We start from the raw sequence: 17,175 nt of genomic DNA on the forward strand, positions 1-17,175 counted from the left end.
GTGAGGCCCCTCTCAGGTCACCGGCGCGGGATTGAACAGCACCAGCGCATTGGCCAGCTTCCAGTGCTCCGCCCAGGTCTTCTTGCGGCCGCTGGCGACATCGAGCATGAGCTGGAACATCTCGCGGCCCACGTCCTCGATGGTGGCCTCGCCGTCGGCGATGCGGCCGGCGTTCACGTCCATCAGGTCGTGCCAGCGGCGGGCCAGATCGGTGCGCGTGGCGACCTTGATCACCGGCACCTCGGCCAGGCCGTAGGGCGTGCCGCGGCCGGTGGTGAACACGTGCAGGTTCATGCCCGCGGCGACCTGCAGCGTGCCGCAGATGAAGTCGCTGGCCGGGGTGGCGGCGTAGGTCAGGCCCTTCTGCGTGAGCTTGTCGCCGGGCGAGAGCACGCCGGTGATGGGCGAGCTGCCGCTCTTGACGATGGAGCCCATGGCCTTCTCGACGATGTTCGACAGGCCGCCCTTCTTGTTGCCGGGCGTGGTGTTGGCGCTGCGGTCCACGCGGCCCTTGTTCAGGTAGGCGTCGTACCAGGCCATCTCGCGGATCATGGCCTCGGCCACTTCCGGGGTGGACGCGCGTGAGGTGAGCTGGTCGATGCCGTCGCGCACCTCGGTCACTTCACTGAACATCACCGTGGCGCCGGCGCGCACCAGCAGGTCGGTGCAGTAGCCCACGGCCGGGTTGGCGGTGACGCCGCTGAAGGCATCGCTGCCGCCGCACTGCACGCCCACGACCAGTTCGCTGGCGGGCACGGTCTCGCGGCGGCGCGCGTTCAGGCGTTTGAGGTGCTGCTCGGCCTGGCGCATCACCGAGTCGACCATGGACATGAAACCCACGTGGGCTTCGTCCTGCAGGCAGACCACATCGAGCGGGGCCTCCTGCAGCGTGCGCTGGTCCACCAGCGGAATGGAGCCGGGCGGCAGCAGGCGCTCGGGCTGCAGCTTCTCGCAGCCCAGGCTCACCACCATCACCTCGCCGCCGAAGTTGGGGTTCAGGCTGATGTTGCGCAGCGTGCGGATGGGGATCACCGCGTCGGGTGCGTCGATCGCCACGCCGCAGCCGTAGGTATGGGCCAGGGCCACCACGTCGTCCACGTTCGGGTACTTCGGCAGCAGTTCGGCCTTGATGCGCTGCACGGCGAATTCGGTCACGCCGGCCACGCACTGCACGGTCTCGGTGATGGCGAGGATGTTGCGCGTGCCGACCGAGCCGTCCGCATTGCGGTAGCCCTCGAAGGTGTAGCCCTCCAGCGGCGGCTGGGCTGCGGGCTTGACGGTGGCGATCGGCAGGCCCTCCAGCGAGCGGGCCTCGGGCATGTTCAGCAGTTTCTCGTGCACCCAGCTGCCGGCCGGAATGGCCTTGATGGCATAGCCGATGGGCACGTTGTAGCGCCGCACCACGCCGCCTTCGGGGATGTCCTCCAGCGCCACCTTGTGGGCTTGGGGGACATGGTCCAGCAGCGTGAGCCCGGACGGGAATGTGGTGCCGGCCGGCAGGCCGCCGTCGTTGGCCACGATGGCGACGTTGTCGGCTTCGTGCATCTTGATGTGCAGCGGGGGGCGCACGGGGGTGGTTCTGGCGTTCATGGTGGGGGCTCCAAGGGCACGCTCAGGCGTGCTTCAGTTCGATGCGCTGGATGTCCTTGACGATCACGAGATAGGCGAAGACCGTGACCAGGGCGTTCAGCCCGACGAAGACCAGTGCTCCGCCGAAGGAATGGGTGGCTGCGAGGATATAGCCGATCACGATGGGCGTGACGATGCCGGCGATGGCGCCGAAGGTGTTGAAGATGCTGCCGGCCAGGCCGATGACTTCCTTGGGAGCCACGTCGGCCATCACGGCCCAGCCGAAGGCGCCGAAGCCCTTGCCGAAGAACGCCAGCGCCATCAAGCCCACGATCATCCAGTCCGCGCTCACGTAGTTGCACAGGATCATGCTGGCCGACATCAGCATGCCGATCACGATGGGTGTCTTGCGCGCCACCGTGAGCGACACGCCCCGGCGCAGCATCCAGTCGGACACCACACCGCCCAGCACGCCGCCGAGGAAGCCGCAGATGGCCGGCAGCGACACCATAAAGCCCGCCTTGAGGATGGACATGCCGCGCTCCTGCACCAGGTACACCGGGAACCAGGTGAGGAAGAAGTAGGTCAGCACGTTGATGGAGAACTGGCCGATGTAGATGCCCACCAGCATGCGGTTGGTCAGCAGCTGCTTGACGTAGAACGCGGTCTGCCCCTTGGGCTTGTCGTGTGCCTGGGCTGCTGCGTCTTCGCCCATGTGGATGAGTCCGCCGCCGGCCGCGATGTGGTCCAGCTCCGGCCGGTTCACGCCGGGGTGGGTGGCCGGGCTGCGGATGAAGAACCACCACACGATGGCCAGCGCGATGCCCGTGGCGCCCATCGAGATGTAGACCCAATGCCAGCCCACCCACTGCGTGAGAGCCGCCATCAGCGGCGTGAAGACCACGGCCGCGAAGTACTGCGCCGAGTTGAAGATGGCTGACGCCGTGCCGCGTTCCTGCGTGGGGAACCAGCCGGCCACCACCTTGGCGTTGGCCGGGAACGCCGGCGCCTCGGCCATGCCGACCAGGAAGCGCATCACGAACAGCGTGGCCACGGCCGTGGCGGCCGAGGTGAAGATGCCGACCGTGGACTGCAGCAGCGTGAAGACGGACCAGAAGAAGATGCTGGCCGCGTACACCCGGCGTGCGCCGAAGCGGTCCAGGAGCCAGCCGCCGGGCAGTTGCGACAGCACGTAGGCCCAGCTGAAGGCCGAGAAGATGTAGCCCATCTGGATGGTGTCGAACCCGAACTCCTTCTGCATCGTCGGTCCCGTGATCGACAACGTGGCCCGGTCGGCGTAGTTGAAGGTGGTGACGAGGAAGATCATCGCCAGCACCCAGTAGCGCACGTGGGTGCGCTGCTGCGTGGCCGCTGTGGCCGGGGTGGGCAGAGAGGTGGAATCCAGTACGTGGCTCATGCTGTCTCGGGCAGGTGGGCTGCCCGCGCTCGGGGGGACAAAGGGGGCAGGCGTCTTCGCGCCCTTGGGTTCAGGCGCGCTGGCCGATCTCGGCGGTTGCGCGCGTCCAGGTGCGGGCCTGCTCGCTCAGAGACAGGCCCAGGCCGGGGCGCGTGGGAACGAGCATGCGGCCGTCCTTGAGCTCCAGGCGCTCGTTGAACAGCGGCTCCAGCCAGTCGAAATGCTCGACCCAGGGCTCGCTCGGGTAGACGGCACCCAGGTGCACATGCAACTCCATCGCGAAGTGCGGCGCCAGCATCACGTTGGCCGCCTCGGCCTGCGCCGCCACTTTCAGGAACGGCGTGATGCCGCCCAGGCGGGGGCCGTCGGGCATGATGAAGTCGACGCTGCGGTGGCGGATCAATTCGGCATGTTCTGCGGCGCTGGTCAGCATCTCGCCGGTGGCGATGGGCGTGTCGAACTGCGCGGCCAGCGCGGCATGGCCTTCGTAGTCGTAGGCGTCCAGCGGTTCCTCGATCCAGATCAGGTTGTACTGCTCGAAGATGCGGCACATGCGCTGCGCGGTGGGGCGGTCCCACTGCTGGTTGGCGTCCACCATGATGGGTGTGGCATCGCCCAGGTGCTTGCGCATGGCTTCCACGCGCTGGATGTCGAGTGCGCAGTCGGGCTGGCCCACCTTGAGCTTGCTGCCGCCGATGCCGCGGTCCAGCGACGCGCGGGCGTTGACCTTGAGCTGGTCCAGCGGCGTGTGCAGGAAGCCGCCCGAGGTGTTGTAGCAGCGGACCGAATCGCGCTGCGAGCCGAGCAGCTTGGACAGCGACAGGTTCGCGCGGCGGGCCTTCAAATCCCACAGCGCCACGTCGAAGGCGCCGATGGCCTGCACCGCCATGCCGCTGCGGCCCACCGAGGCGCCGGCCCAGCACAGCTTGGTCCACAGGCGTGCGATGTCGCTGGGGTCTTCGCCGATCAGCGCCGGCGCGATCTCCTGGGCGTGGGCGAACTGGCCGGGGCCGCCGGCGCGCTTGGAATAGCTCAGGCCCAGGCCGCGGTGGCCGTCCCGGGTCTCGATTTCCGCGAACAGCATCGCGATCTCCGTCATCGGCTTCTGCCGGCCCGTCAGCACCTTGGCGTCGCTGATCGGGTTGGCAAGCGGCAGATAGCACGAGGACAGACGGATCCAGGCAATGCGGTCCTGGCTGGCGATGGCGTCGGAGGAAATCGGTGCGGAAGTCATGGCGGAGTCAGCGGCATCGTGGCCGTCGTTGTTGGATGCAGATAGGGGGACTGGCTGGACAGGGCCGGTAGGCCTGGGAGCCCGCAAGGCCCGCCCACCGGCAGGGGCCGGCGGGCAGGGCGGCGGGTGGGGAGATCAGTCGATCGAGATCTTTCCGGTCTGGATCACGGTCTTCCAGCGGTCGTATTCCTTGCGCTGGAAGGCGGCGAATTCCTCAGGCGTGTTGGTCACCATCTCGAAGCCGATCGAGACGAACTGGTCCTTCACCTTCGGGTCGTTGAGCGCCTCGACAAATGCGGCATGGGCCTTCTGGCGCACGGCAGGCGGCAGGCCCTTGGGCGCGACGATGGCCTGCCAGGAGGCGACTTCGACGTTCTTCACGCCGGCTTCGGCGAGCGTGGGCACGTCGGGCAGCACAGGCGAGCGCTTCGGGCTGGTGATCGCCAGGGGGCGCATCTTGCCGGCCTTGATGTACTGGATGACCGAGTTGACGTTCTGGAACGACGCGTCCACCTGGTTGCCGATGAGGTCGGTATGGGCCGGTGCGCCGCCCTTGTAGGGGATGTGCACGCCCTGGGTGCCCGTCTGCTGCCAGAACAGTTCCGCCGTCAGATGGTCGCTGGAGCCGTTGCCGGCCGAGGCGAAGCTCATCTTGTTGGGGTGCGCCTTCAGGTGCGCGACGACGTCGGCCACGCTCTTGTGCGGGGAACTGGCGGGGACGACCAGCACGTTGGGCGACTGCACGGCCACGGTGATGAAGTCGAAGTCCTTCGTCGGGTCGTAGGGCAGGCTCTTGAGCAGGTGCGGCACGATGACCAGCGGGCCCAGCGAGGTCACCAGGAAGGTGTAGCCGTCGGCCGGTGCGCGCTGCACGAAGGTGGCGCCGATGGTGCCGGTGGCGCCGGGCTTGTTGTCCACCAGGAAGGATTGCTTGAACTTCTCGGTCAGGCGCGGGCCGATGGCGCGGGCGACCTGGTCGGTCGAGCCGCCGGGTGGGAACGGCACCACCAGGGTGACGGGCTTTTCGGGCCAGTTCTGGGCAGAGGCGCCCAATGCGGCCAGCGTGAGCGCTGCGGTCAGCAAAACTTTCTTCATGGTGTCTCCTCGGTCATCCCGGCAAGGGTGACATCGTTGTCATTTGCACAAAAGGTGGTGTGGCGGGGCTCTCTTTGTGGGCTGTTATGTGTGTAGGAAAACACCGCTGTGCAAATGATATCGTTGTCATTTGGCGTGAAAATCAGGGTTTCCCCGCACATGCGCCAGCCTGCTACCGGAGGGGCGGTGCCGATCTGATAACGTCCCGCCCGGGCGGTGCCGGCTGTTGGCTATCGACTCTTCGACGTATCTGACCGGGCCGCTGGGGCGCATCCATGACCGCATTTCTTCCTACCAAGCCCGCCACGCTGCATGACGTGGCCAAGGCCGCCGGCGTCTCGCTGATCACGGCCTCGCGCGCGCTGGGCAATCCGGGCATCGTGTCCGAGAAGACGCGCGTCCGCGTCGAGCAGGCGGTGGAGGCGACGGGCTACATCCCCAATCTGCTGGCGGGCGGGCTCAAGTCCAAGCGCAGCCGCATGGTGGCGGGCATCGTGCCCGCGCTGTCGGTCTCCCAGTTCCTGCCGACCGTGCAGACCTTGACCGCAGCCCTGCACGAAGAGGGCTACCAGCTGCTGCTGGGCCAGACCTTCTACGACGCCGAGCGCGAGGAAGAGGTGCTGGCGGCCATGGTCAGCCGCCAGCCCGACGGCATCGTGATGATGGGCTTGGTGCAGTCCGAGCGGGCGCGCGAGCGCCTGCGCCGCCTGCGCGTGCCCGTGGTCGAAACCTGGGACATGAGCGACCGGCCGGTGGACATGGTCATCGGCTTCTCGCACCTGAAGGTGGGCAGCGCGCTGGCGGGCTACTTCCTGGCCCAGGGCTACGAGCGCATCGGCATCGCCACCGGCAGCGACCACCGGGCCATGCAGCGCCGCGAAGGCTTCCTGGCCGCCTGGGGGCGCGACGTGCCGACGGCCGTGGTGCCGGCACCCAGCACGTTGGAGCGGGGGCGTCTGGCGCTGGGCGAACTGATGGAGCGGCAGCCCGGGCTGCAGGCCGTGATGTGCAGCTCCGACATGCTGGCCCACGGCATCCTGGTGGAGGCGCGGGCCCGCGGCCTGCGCGTGCCGCAGGACCTGGCGGTGACGGGCTTCGGCAATGCCGAGTTCGGCGCGCACATGGTGCCTTCCATCACCACGGTGCATGTGGACGGGCCCGAGATCGGCCGGCTCGCGGCGCACCTGATCATGGACCGTTGCCGGGGTGTAGCGTCGGCACAGACCCGCCACGACCTCGGGTTCCACCTCATCGAACGCGGTTCGACGGCGCAGCCGTGAAGCACGGCTCCCGGAGGGGCGCGTTGTGACCGCCCTGCGCGCTGGCGGAAATAAGGGTTAAAAGTGCCTCTAGCCCTTTCTGGGCAAGCGCAGACAGCTATGGTTTCGGGAGTTCAAGGCTGCTTCTTCTTCTCGCGCGGCACACGGCCCAGCAGGAAGAACTCGGGGTTGGGCTGCATGTCGGCAAAGCTGGCCATGCGGTTGGACAGGCCGAAGAAGGCCGTGATGGCGGCAATGTCCCAGATGTCCTCGTCGTCGAAGCCCTGGGCATGCAGGGGCGCGAAGTCGCTGTCGTCGATCTCGTGCGCCTGCTCGCACACCTTCATGGCGAAAGCGAGCATCGCGCGCTGGCGCGGCGTGATGTCGGCCTTGCGCCAGTTCACGGCCACCTGGTCGGCCACCAGCGGTTTCTTCTCGTAGATGCGCAGCAGCGCACCGTGCGCCACCACGCAGTACAGGCACTGGTTGGCGGCGCTGGTCGCGGTGATGATCATCTCGCGCTCGCCCTGGGTGAGCGAGCCTTCTTCCTTGAGCATCAGGGCGTCGTGGTACGCGAAGAAAGCCCGCCATTCGGCCGGGCGGCGGGCGAAGGCCAGGAACACGTTGGGAATGAATCCGGCCTTTTCCTGCACCTCCAGGATGCGGGCGCGGATGTCGTCGGGCAGGGCGTTCAGGTCGGGCAGTGGATAGCGGCTCAAGGGTTGTCTCCGTGGTGGTGAATGCTGCTGGCCGGCCAAGGTATCACGGGTGCCACTGCGTGGCGCGTACGCCGGACGGCGTGGGCGCGGCCGTATTGCCGGCCAGTGCATACGACAGGCGAGTGGCGGCGGCGGTCACGGTCTGGGCCAGCGCCTCCAGGCGTTCCGGCGGCAGGCGCGACGCGGGGCCGGAGATGCACACCGAGCCCATGAGCCGCCAGTGCATGCCGAACACCGGCGCGGACACGGTGGCCACGCCCTGTTCGCGCTCGCTGATCGACCAGTGAAAGCCCCGCTGGCGGATGTCCTCGTATGCCTTGCCGGGCTCGCCCGAGAACGCCAGGATCACGCGGCCGGGCGAGCCCTTGTCCAGCGGCAGCCCTTCGCCCATGCGCGCATGGTGGCGCAGGGGCTGGGGCCCTTCCACGCGCACGAGGCAGGTGCGCACGTTGCCTTCGCGCACATAGAAGGCCGCGCTCTCGCCTGTCGCCTGCGAAAGTTCGCGCAGCGCGGGCTCCATCACGTTCTGCACGTCGAACCCTGCCTGGTAGCGCGCGCCCAGCCAGCCCGCGGCGGGGCCCAGGCGCCAATCGCCATCCTCGCGCTGCACCAGATAGCCGGATTGGGCCAGCGTGCGCGCCAGCCGCAGCACGGTGGTCTTGTGCAGCCCGCAGCGGCGGCTCAGTTCGGCCAGAGCCAAGTGGGATTCGCCCAGCGCGAAAGCTTCCAGCAGCTGCAGGGCGCGCGTGACGGCGATGACGCCGCCGACTGCCGATTCGGGCGCAGCGGCGGGGCGTGGCGCAGGCTTGATGGCCGGGGACGGAGCAGGAGCGGCCGGAACGGGAACAGAACGGGAGGGGTTGCTCATCGTGCAATTCGTTGCGTTGTGCGAAACGGCATTGTATGGGCTGAAACGATTTCGTAGAGTCGCTGCCAATGCCTGGAACAAGGCTGGGCAGGTCCAACACAACGGAGACAACACCATGCAACAAGCTCTTTCGCTCACCCGCCGCGCGCTGCGCGTGCCCGTGTCCCGCGTTCTGCGCGTCGCCCTGCTGGGCCTGGCCGCAGGCGCGTTCGCCGCTGGCGCGGTGCACGCCCAGGCCGCGTACCCGAACAAGCCCATCCGACTCATCGTGCCGTTCCCGCCCGGCGGCGGCACCGACATGATCGCCCGCAATGTGGCGCAGAAGCTCACCGACCAGCACAAGTGGAACGTGGTGGTGGACAACCGCCCCGGCGCTGGCGGCAACCTGGGCGTGGACGCGGCCGCCAAGTCCGCCCCTGACGGCTACACGCTGGTGATGGGCCAGACCAGCAACCTGGCCATCAACCCGTCGCTGTACGCCAAGCTGCCGTATGACCCGCTCAAGGACCTGGTGCCGGTGGCGCTGGTGTCGTCGGCCCCCATCGTGATGGCTGCGCCCGCCAACTCGCCGTACAAGACCTTTGCCGATGTGGTGGCCGCCGCCAAGGCCAAGCCCGACGGCCTCACGCTGGGCTACTCGGGCAACGGCACCGTGGCCCACCTGGCTGGAGAATTGGCCGAGAACGCCGCGGGCATCAAGCTGCGCCACGTGCCGTACAAGGGCGCCTCGCAGGCCATGACCGACCTGGTGGGCGGGCAGATCGACCTGTACATGTCCGCCGTGCCCACGCTGCTGGGCCAGGTGCGCAACGGCAAGCTGCGCGCGATCATGATCACGTCCCTGAAGCGCTCGGCCCAACTGCCCGACACGCCTACGCTGAACGAGTCCGGCTACAAGGACTTCGAAGCGGCCTCGTGGTACGGCGTGCTCGCCCCGGCCGGTACGCCCGCACCCATCGTGCAGACGCTGAACAAGGCCATCAACCAGGCGCTGGCACAGCCGGACGTGGCCGAGAAGCTCAAGTCCGAGGGCGGCGACGTGCTGGGCGGCACGCCGGAGAAGTTCAGCGCGCTGCTCAAGGCCGAGGTGCCCCGCTGGGCCAAGATCGTCAAGGACTCCGGCGCCAGCCTGGACTGATCCCCGTCCGTCCTCCGATGCCTCTCGACGCATGACGACGCTCGCCATGGCCCGCGACGACCGGTCCGCCACGCCTGAGCACGGCTCTGTGCCTTTCTCGGCCGGCACCGCCTCGCCGCGCACCGCACTGCCGGCAGGCGCCTGCGACTGCCATGTGCATCTGTATGACAGCCGCTTCCCGGCCGAACCCGCGGCCCGCCTGCGGCCGCCTGACGCGGGCATGGATGACCTGCGCGCCCTGCAGCGGCGCATCGGCACCCAGCGCGCGGTGCTGGTCACGCCGTCCACCTACGGCACCGACAACCGCTGCATGCTGGAAGGCCTGGCGGCGCTGGGCGACAACGCGCGTGGCGTGGCGGTGATCGGCGGGCAGGAAAGCGATGCCGAGCTGCAGCGCCTGCACGAGGCGGGCGTGCGCGGTGTGCGACTCAACCTGTCGCTGGGCGTGTCCGGCACGGTGGACTCGCTGCTGCCGCTGGCCCAGCGCATCGCGCCGCTCGGCTGGCATCTGCAGCTGCTGATGGCGCCGGAACTGCTGGCGCAGCAGGCGAGCGTGCTGCGGCAGCTGCCCGTGCCGCTGGTGTTCGACCATTTCGGCCGCATCGCGCCCGCGCTGGCCGGGCGCCATGCGGCCCATACGCTGCTGCTGGAGCTGCTGAAGGACGGGCGTGCCTGGGTCAAGCTTTCCGGCGGCTACATCGTGAGCGAACGCCACGCGGTGGACGACCCGGCGCTGGATGCGCTGGCCGCCAGCTATCTGCGCGCGGCGCCGGAGCGCGTGGTCTGGGGCAGCGACTGGCCCCACGCCACGGCCAGCGCCGGCGTGCAGCCGCTGCCCGACGACGCGCTGCAGGTGGACCGCCTGGTGGACTGGGCGCAGCAGACGGACGGCGCCGCCACGCTGCACCGCGTGCTAGTCGACAACCCGGCCGCGCTCTACGGCTTCCCGCCCGTGCCGGCTGCGCCCTGACTGCCTTTCAAAACAACCACACCGAGACAAACCATGACCGACTTCCTTTCTCCGCCGATGCGCCACCCTGGCGCCGCCGGCATCGGCCGCCGCAACCTGGTCGCCTCCGCGGGCGCGCTGCTGCTGCATTCACTGGGCTTGGCGCCGGCGCTGGCGCAATCCGACTGGCCCGCCGGAAAGATCATCACCTGGGTCGTGCCGTACCCGCCGGGCGGCAGCACCGACGTGCTGGGCCGCAACGTGGCGCAGCGCGTGGGCACGGCCCTGGGCACTAACGTGATCGTGGACAACAAGGCGGGTGCCACCGGCACCATCGGCGCCGCATACGTCGCCAAGGCCGCGCCGGACGGCACCACGCTGCTCGGCACCTCCATCGGCCCTCAAGCCATCGCGCCGCACCTGATGGGCAAGCTGCCCTACGACCCCATCGCCGGCTTCGAGCCGGTGGTGACCATCGGCACCATTCCGCACATCCTGGTGGTAGGCGCCGACCAGCCCTTCAAGACCGTGGCCGATCTCGTGGCCGCCGCCAAGGCCCAGCCCGGCCAGCTGGCGTTCGCCTCCGGCGGCAACGGCACCATCCTGCAGATGCAGGGCGAACTGCTGCAGCAGCAGACGGGCGCGCGCTTCATCCACGTGCCCTACAAGGGCGATACGCCGGCCCTGCAGGACACGCTGGCGGGCCAGGTGCAATTCCTATTCGCCCCGGTGGCCGCCGCGCTGCCGCACGTGCAGGCCGGCAAGCTGCGCGCGCTGGCCGTCACTTCGGGCCAGCGGCTCAAGGCGCTGCCCGCCGTGCCCACCATGGGCGAGGTTGGCATGAAGGACTTCGTGGTCGAGCAATGGCAGGCCGTGTTCGCGCCCGCCAAGACGCCAGCTGCCGTGGTGCAGCGCCTGAACCACGAAATCAACAGCGCCTTGAAGGACCCGGCCGTCGTGTCCCTGGCCGACAAGCTCGGCGTCACGCTGGTGGGCGGCACGCCCAAACAGCTGGGCGACCTGCAGAAGGCCGACTCCGCCAAGTGGGCCAAGGTCATCAAGGACGGAAACATCAAAGCCGAATGAGGGCCGCGGGCTGCCGCTACCGAACTGCGGCGGCCGTGGGGCCAGCTATCTCCCATTTTTCTTTCATCTCACCCAACGAGCATCACCATGAGCCAACTTCCCGAAATGATCCGTGACATCGAGCGCGTGGGCGCCGACGTCGTTGCCAAGGCCGCGACCTTCCAGGCCGCCATCCTGGCCGACGTGGCCGGCCGCCGCGGCACCATGCACGCCCGCGTCGCCCCCGTGCACCAGAGCATGAAGGTGGCGGGCCCGGCCTTCACCGTCGAGGTGCGCCCCGGCGACAACCTCATGATCCACGCCGCCATCGCGCTGGCGAAACCCGGCGATGTGCTGGTGATCGACGGCAAGGGCGACCAGACCGCCGCACTGATGGGCACGCTGATGCTCAGCGCCTGCAAGAAGATCGGCCTCGCCGGCGTGATCGTGGATGGCGCCATCCGCGACAAGCTGGAGATCCTGGAACTCGACTTCCCCGTGTTCAGCGCAGGCTTCAACCCTGCGGGCCCGACCAAGTTCGTGCCCGGCCGCATCAACCACTCCATCTCGGCCGGCGGCACCGTCGTGAACCCGGGCGACCTGGTGGTGGGCGACGCCGACGGCGTGGTCGTGATCGAGCGCGCCAAGGCCCCCGCCATGATGGCCCTGGCCGACAAGAAGGTGGCCGACGAGGCCGCCCGCATCGAGGCGATCGCCCGGGGCGACACGGCGTCGAAGTGGCTGCCCGCCGCACTGCGCGCCGCCGGCATGCTGAAGGAAGGGGAATCGCTGTGAGCGCCGGCACCATCCTCATCACGGGCGCCGACCTGGCTCAGCAAGCGCTGGATCTGCTGCAGGGCTTCGACATCGTCTACGCGGGCAAGACGCCGACGGAGGACGATCTGGTCGCGTTGGCCAAGCAGCATGACCCGGTGGCCATGATCGTGCGCTACGGCAAGGTGGGCGCGTCCGTGATGGACGCGGCGCCTTCGCTGAAAGTCATCTCCAAGCACGGCAGCGGCACCGACACCATCGACAAGGTCGCGGCGAAGGCGCGCGGCATCGAGGTGGTGGCCGCCGTGGGCGCCAACGCCGCGGCGGTGGCCGAGCAAGCGCTGGCGCTGCTGCTGGCCTGCGCCAAATCGGTGGTGGCACTGGACGCGCGCATGCACGCCGGCCACTGGGATAAGGCCACGCATAAGAGCCTGGAGCTGGGCGGCCGCACCGTGGGCCTGGTGGGCTTGGGCGCCATCGGCCTGCGCTTCGCCAAGATGGCCGATGCGCTGGGCATGCGCGTGATCGGCTTCGACCCGTTCGCCAAGAACCTGCCCGACTACGTGCAGAGCGTGCCGCTCGACGCCATCTGGCGCGAGTCGGATGCGATTTCGCTGCACTGCCCGCTGACCGACGAGAACCGCGGCATGCTGAACGCCGCCACGCTGGCGCAGTGCAAGCGCGGCGTGATCGTGGTGAATACCGCGCGCGGCGGCCTGATCGACGAGGCCGCGCTGCTGGAGGCCGTGCGGTCGCGCCAGGTCATGGCGGCCGGGCTGGACAGCTTCGCCGTGGAGCCGATGACCGCCGGCCACCCGTTCCAGGGCGAGCAGCACTTCATCCTCTCGCCGCACATCGGCGGCGTGACCAGCGACGCCTACGTGAACATGGGCGTGGGCGCGGCCAAGAACCTGCTGCAGGTGCTGGGCCGCACCCCCGCCGTCGTGCCGGCGTGAGCCTGCGCGTGCGCAGGGAGTGAAGGGCAGGGCACGCCAGCGTTGCGTGCCTGCCCCTGGGGTGCCCGGCCTGGAGCCGGCCGCCTGATTGCACAAAGAAGCGGCGCGCAGCGTCGCCCGAGACCGGAGACAACACCATGAGAAAATTCGAGCCAAAACGGCCTGCAGCGCTTATCCATCAAGCGCTGGAAGCTATCACTTTTGCATGTCTGGCTGTGGCCGCGCTGCCCGTGCAGGCGCAGGGCGCCTGGCCGGACAAGCCTATTAAGCTCGTCGTGCCGTACCCGGCAGGCGGCAATGCCGACAACACAGCACGCCTGCTAGCCACGCAGCTGTCGGGCCGGCTCGGGCAGCAGGTGGTGGTGGACAACCGCCCGGGCGGCAGCGGGACGATCGGCGCAGCCGCCGTGGCCAAGGCCGCGCCGGACGGCTACACGCTGCTGCTCGACGCCACGGCCTTCACCGTCAACCCGAGCCTGTTCGCCAAGCTGCCGTACGACGCGGCGAAGGACTTCGCGCCCATCTCGCTCGTGCTGCAGGTGCCGCTGCTGATGGTGGTGCCGGCATCGTCGCCGCTGCAGTCGGTGGCCGACCTGGCCACGGCGGCGCGCGCCCAGCCGGGGCGGATCACCTATGCATCGGCCGGCAACGGCGGTGCGCAGCACCTGGCAGGCGAGCTGTACAAGCAGGGCGCCAAGGTTTCGATGACGCACATCCCCTACCGGGGCGGCGCCCCGGCGCTCACCGATCTGATCGGCGGGCAGGTGGATGTGATGTTCAGCGCCACCACGGCCAGCGGCCCCTTCGTCAAGAGCGGCAAGCTGCGCGCGTTGGCCATCACCTCGGCGCGGCGCACCGAGGGGTGGGAGCAGGTGCCCACGTTGGCCGAATCCGGCGTGCCCGGCTTCCAGGTGAACGAGTGGAACGGCCTGTTCGCGCCCGCAGGCACGCCCCAGCCCGTGCTGCAGCGGCTGGAGGCCGAGACCCGCGCCATCGTCGCCAGCCCGGAGGTGAAGAGGCGATTTGCCGAACTGGGCGTGCAGGGCGTGGGCTCCAGTGCGCAGGAGTTCGCGGCGTTCGTGCAGGCAGAAGCCGCCCAGTGGGCCCGCGTGATCCGCACCAGCGGCATCCGCATGGATTGAAGGAGACGACGAAATGATGAAGAACAAATGGCTCGTGGCGCTTATTCCCAAAGCGCTGGTAGCTACCGTATCGATAGCATCCGCCGCCTGCTTCGCGCAGGCGGGCGGCTACCCTGCTAAGCCGGTGAAGCTGGTGGTGGGCTTTGCGGCCGGCGGCCCCACCGATGTGGTCGCCCGCGCTTTCGCCGACCACGCCAGCCGCGCGCTGGGCCAGCCCTTCATCATCGACAACAAGCCCGGCGCCAACACCATCCTGGCCGCGCAGGCCGTGGCCAGCGCGCCGGCCGATGGCTACACGCTGCTGTTCGGCGCCACCAACCACACGATGATTCCGGGGCTCTACAGCGGCCGGGTGAAGTTCGACGCGGTCAAGTCGTTCAAGCCGCTGTGCACCGTGGCCACCAGCCCGACGGTGCTGGTGGTGGGGCAGGGCCTGCCGGTGAAGACGCTGGCCGACTACATGGCCCGTGCCCGGCAGGAGCCGGGGCGCGTCACCGCCGGTACGGCCGGCGTGGGCAGCTCGGGCCACTTCGCCACCGAGATGTTCGCCCGCGCCAACGGCCTGAAGCTCAACCACGTGCCCTACAAAGGCGCGGCACCCGTGGTCACCGACCTGATGGGCGGCCAGCTCGACAGCTCGTTCGCCACCCTGGGCTCCGTGCTGCCGCAGCTCCAGAGCGGCAAGCTGGCGGCGCTGGCCGTGGCCTCGCCCAAGCGCTCGTCGCTGCTGCCTCAGGTACCCACCTTCGCCGAGTCCGGCGGCGGCAACTATTCGGCCGACGCCTGGTACGGCGTGCTGGCGCCTGCCGGCCTGCCCGAACCCATCGCCCGGCAGCTGGAGACGGCGGCCCGCGATTTCGCCCAAAGCAAAGACGCCGCCGCCAAGCTGCGCGGCCTGGGACTGGACGCCGATTCCACCTGCGGCCAGACCTTCGCCGCGCAGGTGGAGCGCGAAGTCGCCACCTACACGCAGATCGCCAAGGATCTGGATCTGAAGGCCGAGTGACGGCGGCAGCACCACCCTTTGCACATTTCTTCATCAACAGGAGACTTCCACAATGTCCTTCTCCTCCGCACCGTCTTCCCGTCGCACCGTCGTCGCCGCCTTGCTTGCAACGTTTGCCGTGTCCCTGAGCGGCGTGGCCGCCGCGCAGACCGAGTGGCCGGCCCGGCCTGTAAAGATCGTTGTTCCCTATGCAGCCGGTGGTGCCGTCGACGTGGTGACGCGCAAGATCGCCCAGAAGCTGGGTGAACAAACCGGGCAGAGCTTCATTGTCGAGAACAAGCCGGGAGCCAGCAGCACCATCGGCAGCACGCAAGTGGCGCGCTCGGAAGCCGATGGCTACACGCTGCTCGCCAATGACACCAGCTATGCACTGCTGCCGCACATCTTCAAGAGGCTGCCTTTCGACTACAACGCCGATCTGGTGCCGGTGAGCGCCTTTGTCTTCGCACCCATGTCCATGGTCGTCAGCGCCAGCTCTCCCTACAAGACATTGCCCGAACTGCTGGCATTCGCCAAGGCCAACCCGGGGCGTGTGACCTACGGCAGCGGCGGCGCAGGCACGCTGCCGCACTTTGCGGCCGAGGCGCTGGGCTTGGCAACCAACGTCAAGCTGCTGCACGTGCCCTTCAAGGGTGCCGCAGAGGCTACGCAGGCCGTACTGGGCAACACCATCGACATGCAGTTCGCCTCGCCGTCCGGCGTGGTCAGCAATGTGCAGGGCGGCAAGCTGCGCATGCTGGGTATCAGCGGTGACCAGCGTATTGCTCTGCTGCCCCAGGTGCCCACGTTTGCCGAATCCGGCGTGAAGGATTTCGGCGTGATCAACTGGACGGGCCTGTGGGCGCCCAAGGGCACGCCATCGGCGGTGCTGCAGCGTCTGCAAAAAGAGATTGCCACGGCCATGGCATCGCCCGACATGAAGGCGTTTTCCGCTAGCGTTGCGGCGCAGCCGCGCCATGTGGATGCCGCCGCTTTCTCTGCGCTGCTCTCGGAGAGCTCGGCGCTCTGGGGCCAGGTGGCGGCGCGTTCGGGTTTCGACAAACAGTGAGGGCGGCAATGCCCGGCACGCAGGACATCAGCGTTCACGCACGGGTTCCCCACTCTGTGGGCACCAACCGGCCGTCGCGCGTGCTGCCGGTGCTGGCCTGCGACAGCCACATGCACATCTTCGATGCGCGTTTTGCGCCGTCGCCGCACTGGGCGCGCACGCCGCCTCATGCGCCGGTGGCGGCCTACCAGCAGCTGCAGCAGCGTCTGGGCACGGCGCGCACGGTGGTGGTCACGCCATCGACCTACGGCACCGACAACGCCTGCACGCTGGATGCGCTGGACCAGTTCGGCGACAGCGCACGCGGCGTGGCGGTGGTGGACGCTGCCGTGAGCGACGACGCGCTGGCCCAGTTGGCCGCGCGCAGGGTGCGCGGGCTGCGGGTGAACTTCGTCTCGCCGCAGTCCTGGGGCACGACCACGCCGGAGATGCTGGCCACGCTCGCAAGCAAGGTCGCGCGCCATGCCGACTGCGGCGGCTGGCATATCCAGGTGTTCGCCCAGCCGGAGCAGATCGTGGCGCTCGCGCCCCGGCTGAAGGCCCTGCCGGTGCCTTTGGTCATCGATCACATGGGGCGCATCGACCCGGCCGAGGGCCCGGGCGGCGGCGCCTACCGCGTGCTGCGGGAGCTGCTGGACGCGGGCGACACCTGGGTCAAGCTCTCGGGCGCCTACATGCGCTCCACGGCGCACGGCCCGGGCTACGCCGACACGCTGCCGCTGGGCCACGCCCTGGTGCAGGCCGCGCCCGATCGGCTGGTGTGGGGCAGCGACTGGCCGCACACCACCGAGGCGCCCGGCACGGTGAACGACGCCGACCTGGTGGATCTGCTGCAGGCCTGGGCGGGCTCCCCTGCGGTCATGGACCGCATCCTGGTGGACAACCCGGCGCGGCTGTACGGCTTTGCCCCAGCCCCTTGAAGACAGAAGAAGGAAG

The 17,175-nt window shown here is 68.8% G+C and carries 16 protein-coding genes; 10 read left to right on the plus strand and 6 right to left on the minus strand.

The features are described 5' to 3' along the window. Positions 1-12: 12 nt before the first annotated feature. From garD to QE399_RS15380, 4 genes are all read right to left on the minus strand, one after another. Positions 13-1,590, minus strand: a complete 1,578-nt coding sequence (garD, locus tag QE399_RS15365; RefSeq protein WP_309829947.1) for a galactarate dehydratase — start codon at positions 1,588-1,590, stop codon at positions 13-15. A gap of 22 nt (positions 1,591-1,612) precedes the next feature. Beyond that, positions 1,613-2,986, minus strand: coding sequence for an MFS transporter (locus tag QE399_RS15370; protein ID WP_309829949.1), 1,374 nt, complete (start codon positions 2,984-2,986; stop codon positions 1,613-1,615). Between the two features lie 70 nt (positions 2,987-3,056). Continuing rightward, the gene (locus QE399_RS15375) at positions 3,057-4,220 is read right to left on the minus strand and encodes an L-talarate/galactarate dehydratase (protein WP_309829951.1); all 1,164 of its coding nucleotides are present in this window, start codon (positions 4,218-4,220) and stop codon (positions 3,057-3,059) included. A 135-nt stretch (positions 4,221-4,355) separates the two neighbouring features. Continuing rightward, positions 4,356-5,315: a Bug family tripartite tricarboxylate transporter substrate binding protein gene (locus tag QE399_RS15380; protein ID WP_309829954.1), complete on the minus strand. Its 960-nt coding sequence runs from the start codon at positions 5,313-5,315 to the stop codon at positions 4,356-4,358. A 275-nt stretch (positions 5,316-5,590) separates the two neighbouring features. On the opposite strand from QE399_RS15380, the gene QE399_RS15385 reads away from it, so the two are divergent. After that, complete coding sequence (locus QE399_RS15385) at positions 5,591-6,595, plus strand: LacI family DNA-binding transcriptional regulator (protein ID WP_309829956.1); 1,005 nt, start codon at positions 5,591-5,593, stop codon at positions 6,593-6,595. A 113-nt stretch (positions 6,596-6,708) separates the two neighbouring features. Here QE399_RS15385 and QE399_RS15390 read toward each other — a convergent pair whose 3' ends face one another. Together QE399_RS15390 and QE399_RS15395 are read right to left on the minus strand one after the other, a co-directional pair. Next, on the minus strand, positions 6,709-7,293 hold the full coding sequence (locus tag QE399_RS15390) for a peroxidase-related enzyme (RefSeq protein WP_309829958.1): 585 nt from the start codon (positions 7,291-7,293) through the stop codon (positions 6,709-6,711). A gap of 43 nt (positions 7,294-7,336) precedes the next feature. Beyond that, a complete protein-coding gene (locus tag QE399_RS15395) occupies positions 7,337-8,161 on the minus strand; it encodes an IclR family transcriptional regulator (protein ID WP_309829960.1) in 825 nt (274 codons plus the stop codon). 115 nt (positions 8,162-8,276) lie between these two features. On the opposite strand from QE399_RS15395, the gene QE399_RS15400 reads away from it, so the two are divergent. The 9 genes from QE399_RS15400 (at position 8,277) to QE399_RS15440 (ending at position 17,159) form a co-directional block, all read left to right on the plus strand. Beyond that, on the plus strand, positions 8,277-9,299 hold the full coding sequence (locus QE399_RS15400) for a tripartite tricarboxylate transporter substrate binding protein (RefSeq protein ID WP_309829963.1): 1,023 nt from the start codon (positions 8,277-8,279) through the stop codon (positions 9,297-9,299). 46 nt (positions 9,300-9,345) lie between these two features. Then, positions 9,346-10,269: an amidohydrolase family protein gene (locus QE399_RS15405; RefSeq protein WP_309832134.1), complete on the plus strand. Its 924-nt coding sequence runs from the start codon at positions 9,346-9,348 to the stop codon at positions 10,267-10,269. A 33-nt stretch (positions 10,270-10,302) separates the two neighbouring features. Then, the gene (locus QE399_RS15410; RefSeq protein WP_309829965.1) at positions 10,303-11,334 is read left to right on the plus strand and encodes a Bug family tripartite tricarboxylate transporter substrate binding protein; all 1,032 of its coding nucleotides are present in this window, start codon (positions 10,303-10,305) and stop codon (positions 11,332-11,334) included. Between the two features lie 87 nt (positions 11,335-11,421). Further along, complete coding sequence (locus QE399_RS15415; protein WP_309829967.1) at positions 11,422-12,108, plus strand: RraA family protein; 687 nt, start codon at positions 11,422-11,424, stop codon at positions 12,106-12,108. Next, entirely contained in the window at positions 12,105-13,043 is a 939-nt protein-coding gene (locus QE399_RS15420; protein ID WP_309829970.1) for an NAD(P)-dependent oxidoreductase, read from the plus strand. Before QE399_RS15415 ends, QE399_RS15420 begins: the two co-directional genes overlap by 4 nt. 137 nt (positions 13,044-13,180) lie before the next feature. Then, positions 13,181-14,185 (plus strand): tripartite tricarboxylate transporter substrate binding protein, encoded by a 1,005-nt coding sequence (locus QE399_RS15425; RefSeq protein ID WP_309829972.1) that lies wholly within the window; start codon positions 13,181-13,183, stop codon positions 14,183-14,185. Positions 14,186-14,198: 13 nt separating this feature from the next. After that, positions 14,199-15,191 carry a Bug family tripartite tricarboxylate transporter substrate binding protein gene (locus QE399_RS15430; RefSeq protein ID WP_309829974.1) on the plus strand — a complete coding sequence of 331 codons (993 nt, stop codon included), beginning with the start codon at positions 14,199-14,201 and terminating at the stop codon, positions 15,189-15,191. A gap of 52 nt (positions 15,192-15,243) precedes the next feature. Next, positions 15,244-16,239, plus strand: a complete 996-nt coding sequence (locus tag QE399_RS15435) for a Bug family tripartite tricarboxylate transporter substrate binding protein (RefSeq protein ID WP_309829976.1) — start codon at positions 15,244-15,246, stop codon at positions 16,237-16,239. A gap of 8 nt (positions 16,240-16,247) precedes the next feature. Continuing rightward, a complete protein-coding gene (locus tag QE399_RS15440; protein ID WP_309829978.1) occupies positions 16,248-17,159 on the plus strand; it encodes an amidohydrolase family protein in 912 nt (303 codons plus the stop codon). Positions 17,160-17,175: the final 16 nt, after the last annotated feature.

Origin of the sequence: Paracidovorax wautersii, from assembly GCF_031453675.1 — a bacterium.
Classification (GTDB): Bacteria; Pseudomonadota; Gammaproteobacteria; order Burkholderiales; family Burkholderiaceae_C; genus Paracidovorax.

What these genes read in the sequence shown, in the direction of transcription:
- garD (WP_309829947.1), bottom strand. Translation starts at nt 1,590, where the DNA reads ATGAACGCCAGAACCACCCCCGTGCGCCCCCCGCTGCACATCAAGATG.
- QE399_RS15370 (WP_309829949.1), bottom strand. Translation starts at nt 2,986, where the DNA reads ATGAGCCACGTACTGGATTCCACCTCTCTGCCCACCCCGGCCACAGCG.
- QE399_RS15375 (WP_309829951.1), bottom strand. Translation starts at nt 4,220, where the DNA reads ATGACTTCCGCACCGATTTCCTCCGACGCCATCGCCAGCCAGGACCGC.
- QE399_RS15380 (WP_309829954.1), bottom strand. Translation starts at nt 5,315, where the DNA reads ATGAAGAAAGTTTTGCTGACCGCAGCGCTCACGCTGGCCGCATTGGGC.
- QE399_RS15385 (WP_309829956.1), top strand. Translation starts at nt 5,591, where the DNA reads ATGACCGCATTTCTTCCTACCAAGCCCGCCACGCTGCATGACGTGGCC.
- QE399_RS15395 (WP_309829960.1), bottom strand. Translation starts at nt 8,161, where the DNA reads ATGAGCAACCCCTCCCGTTCTGTTCCCGTTCCGGCCGCTCCTGCTCCG.
- QE399_RS15400 (WP_309829963.1), top strand. Translation starts at nt 8,277, where the DNA reads ATGCAACAAGCTCTTTCGCTCACCCGCCGCGCGCTGCGCGTGCCCGTG.
- QE399_RS15405 (WP_309832134.1), top strand. Translation starts at nt 9,346, where the DNA reads ATGGCCCGCGACGACCGGTCCGCCACGCCTGAGCACGGCTCTGTGCCT.
- QE399_RS15410 (WP_309829965.1), top strand. Translation starts at nt 10,303, where the DNA reads ATGACCGACTTCCTTTCTCCGCCGATGCGCCACCCTGGCGCCGCCGGC.
- QE399_RS15415 (WP_309829967.1), top strand. Translation starts at nt 11,422, where the DNA reads ATGAGCCAACTTCCCGAAATGATCCGTGACATCGAGCGCGTGGGCGCC.
- QE399_RS15425 (WP_309829972.1), top strand. Translation starts at nt 13,181, where the DNA reads ATGAGAAAATTCGAGCCAAAACGGCCTGCAGCGCTTATCCATCAAGCG.
- QE399_RS15430 (WP_309829974.1), top strand. Translation starts at nt 14,199, where the DNA reads ATGATGAAGAACAAATGGCTCGTGGCGCTTATTCCCAAAGCGCTGGTA.
- QE399_RS15435 (WP_309829976.1), top strand. Translation starts at nt 15,244, where the DNA reads ATGTCCTTCTCCTCCGCACCGTCTTCCCGTCGCACCGTCGTCGCCGCC.
- QE399_RS15440 (WP_309829978.1), top strand. Translation starts at nt 16,248, where the DNA reads ATGCCCGGCACGCAGGACATCAGCGTTCACGCACGGGTTCCCCACTCT.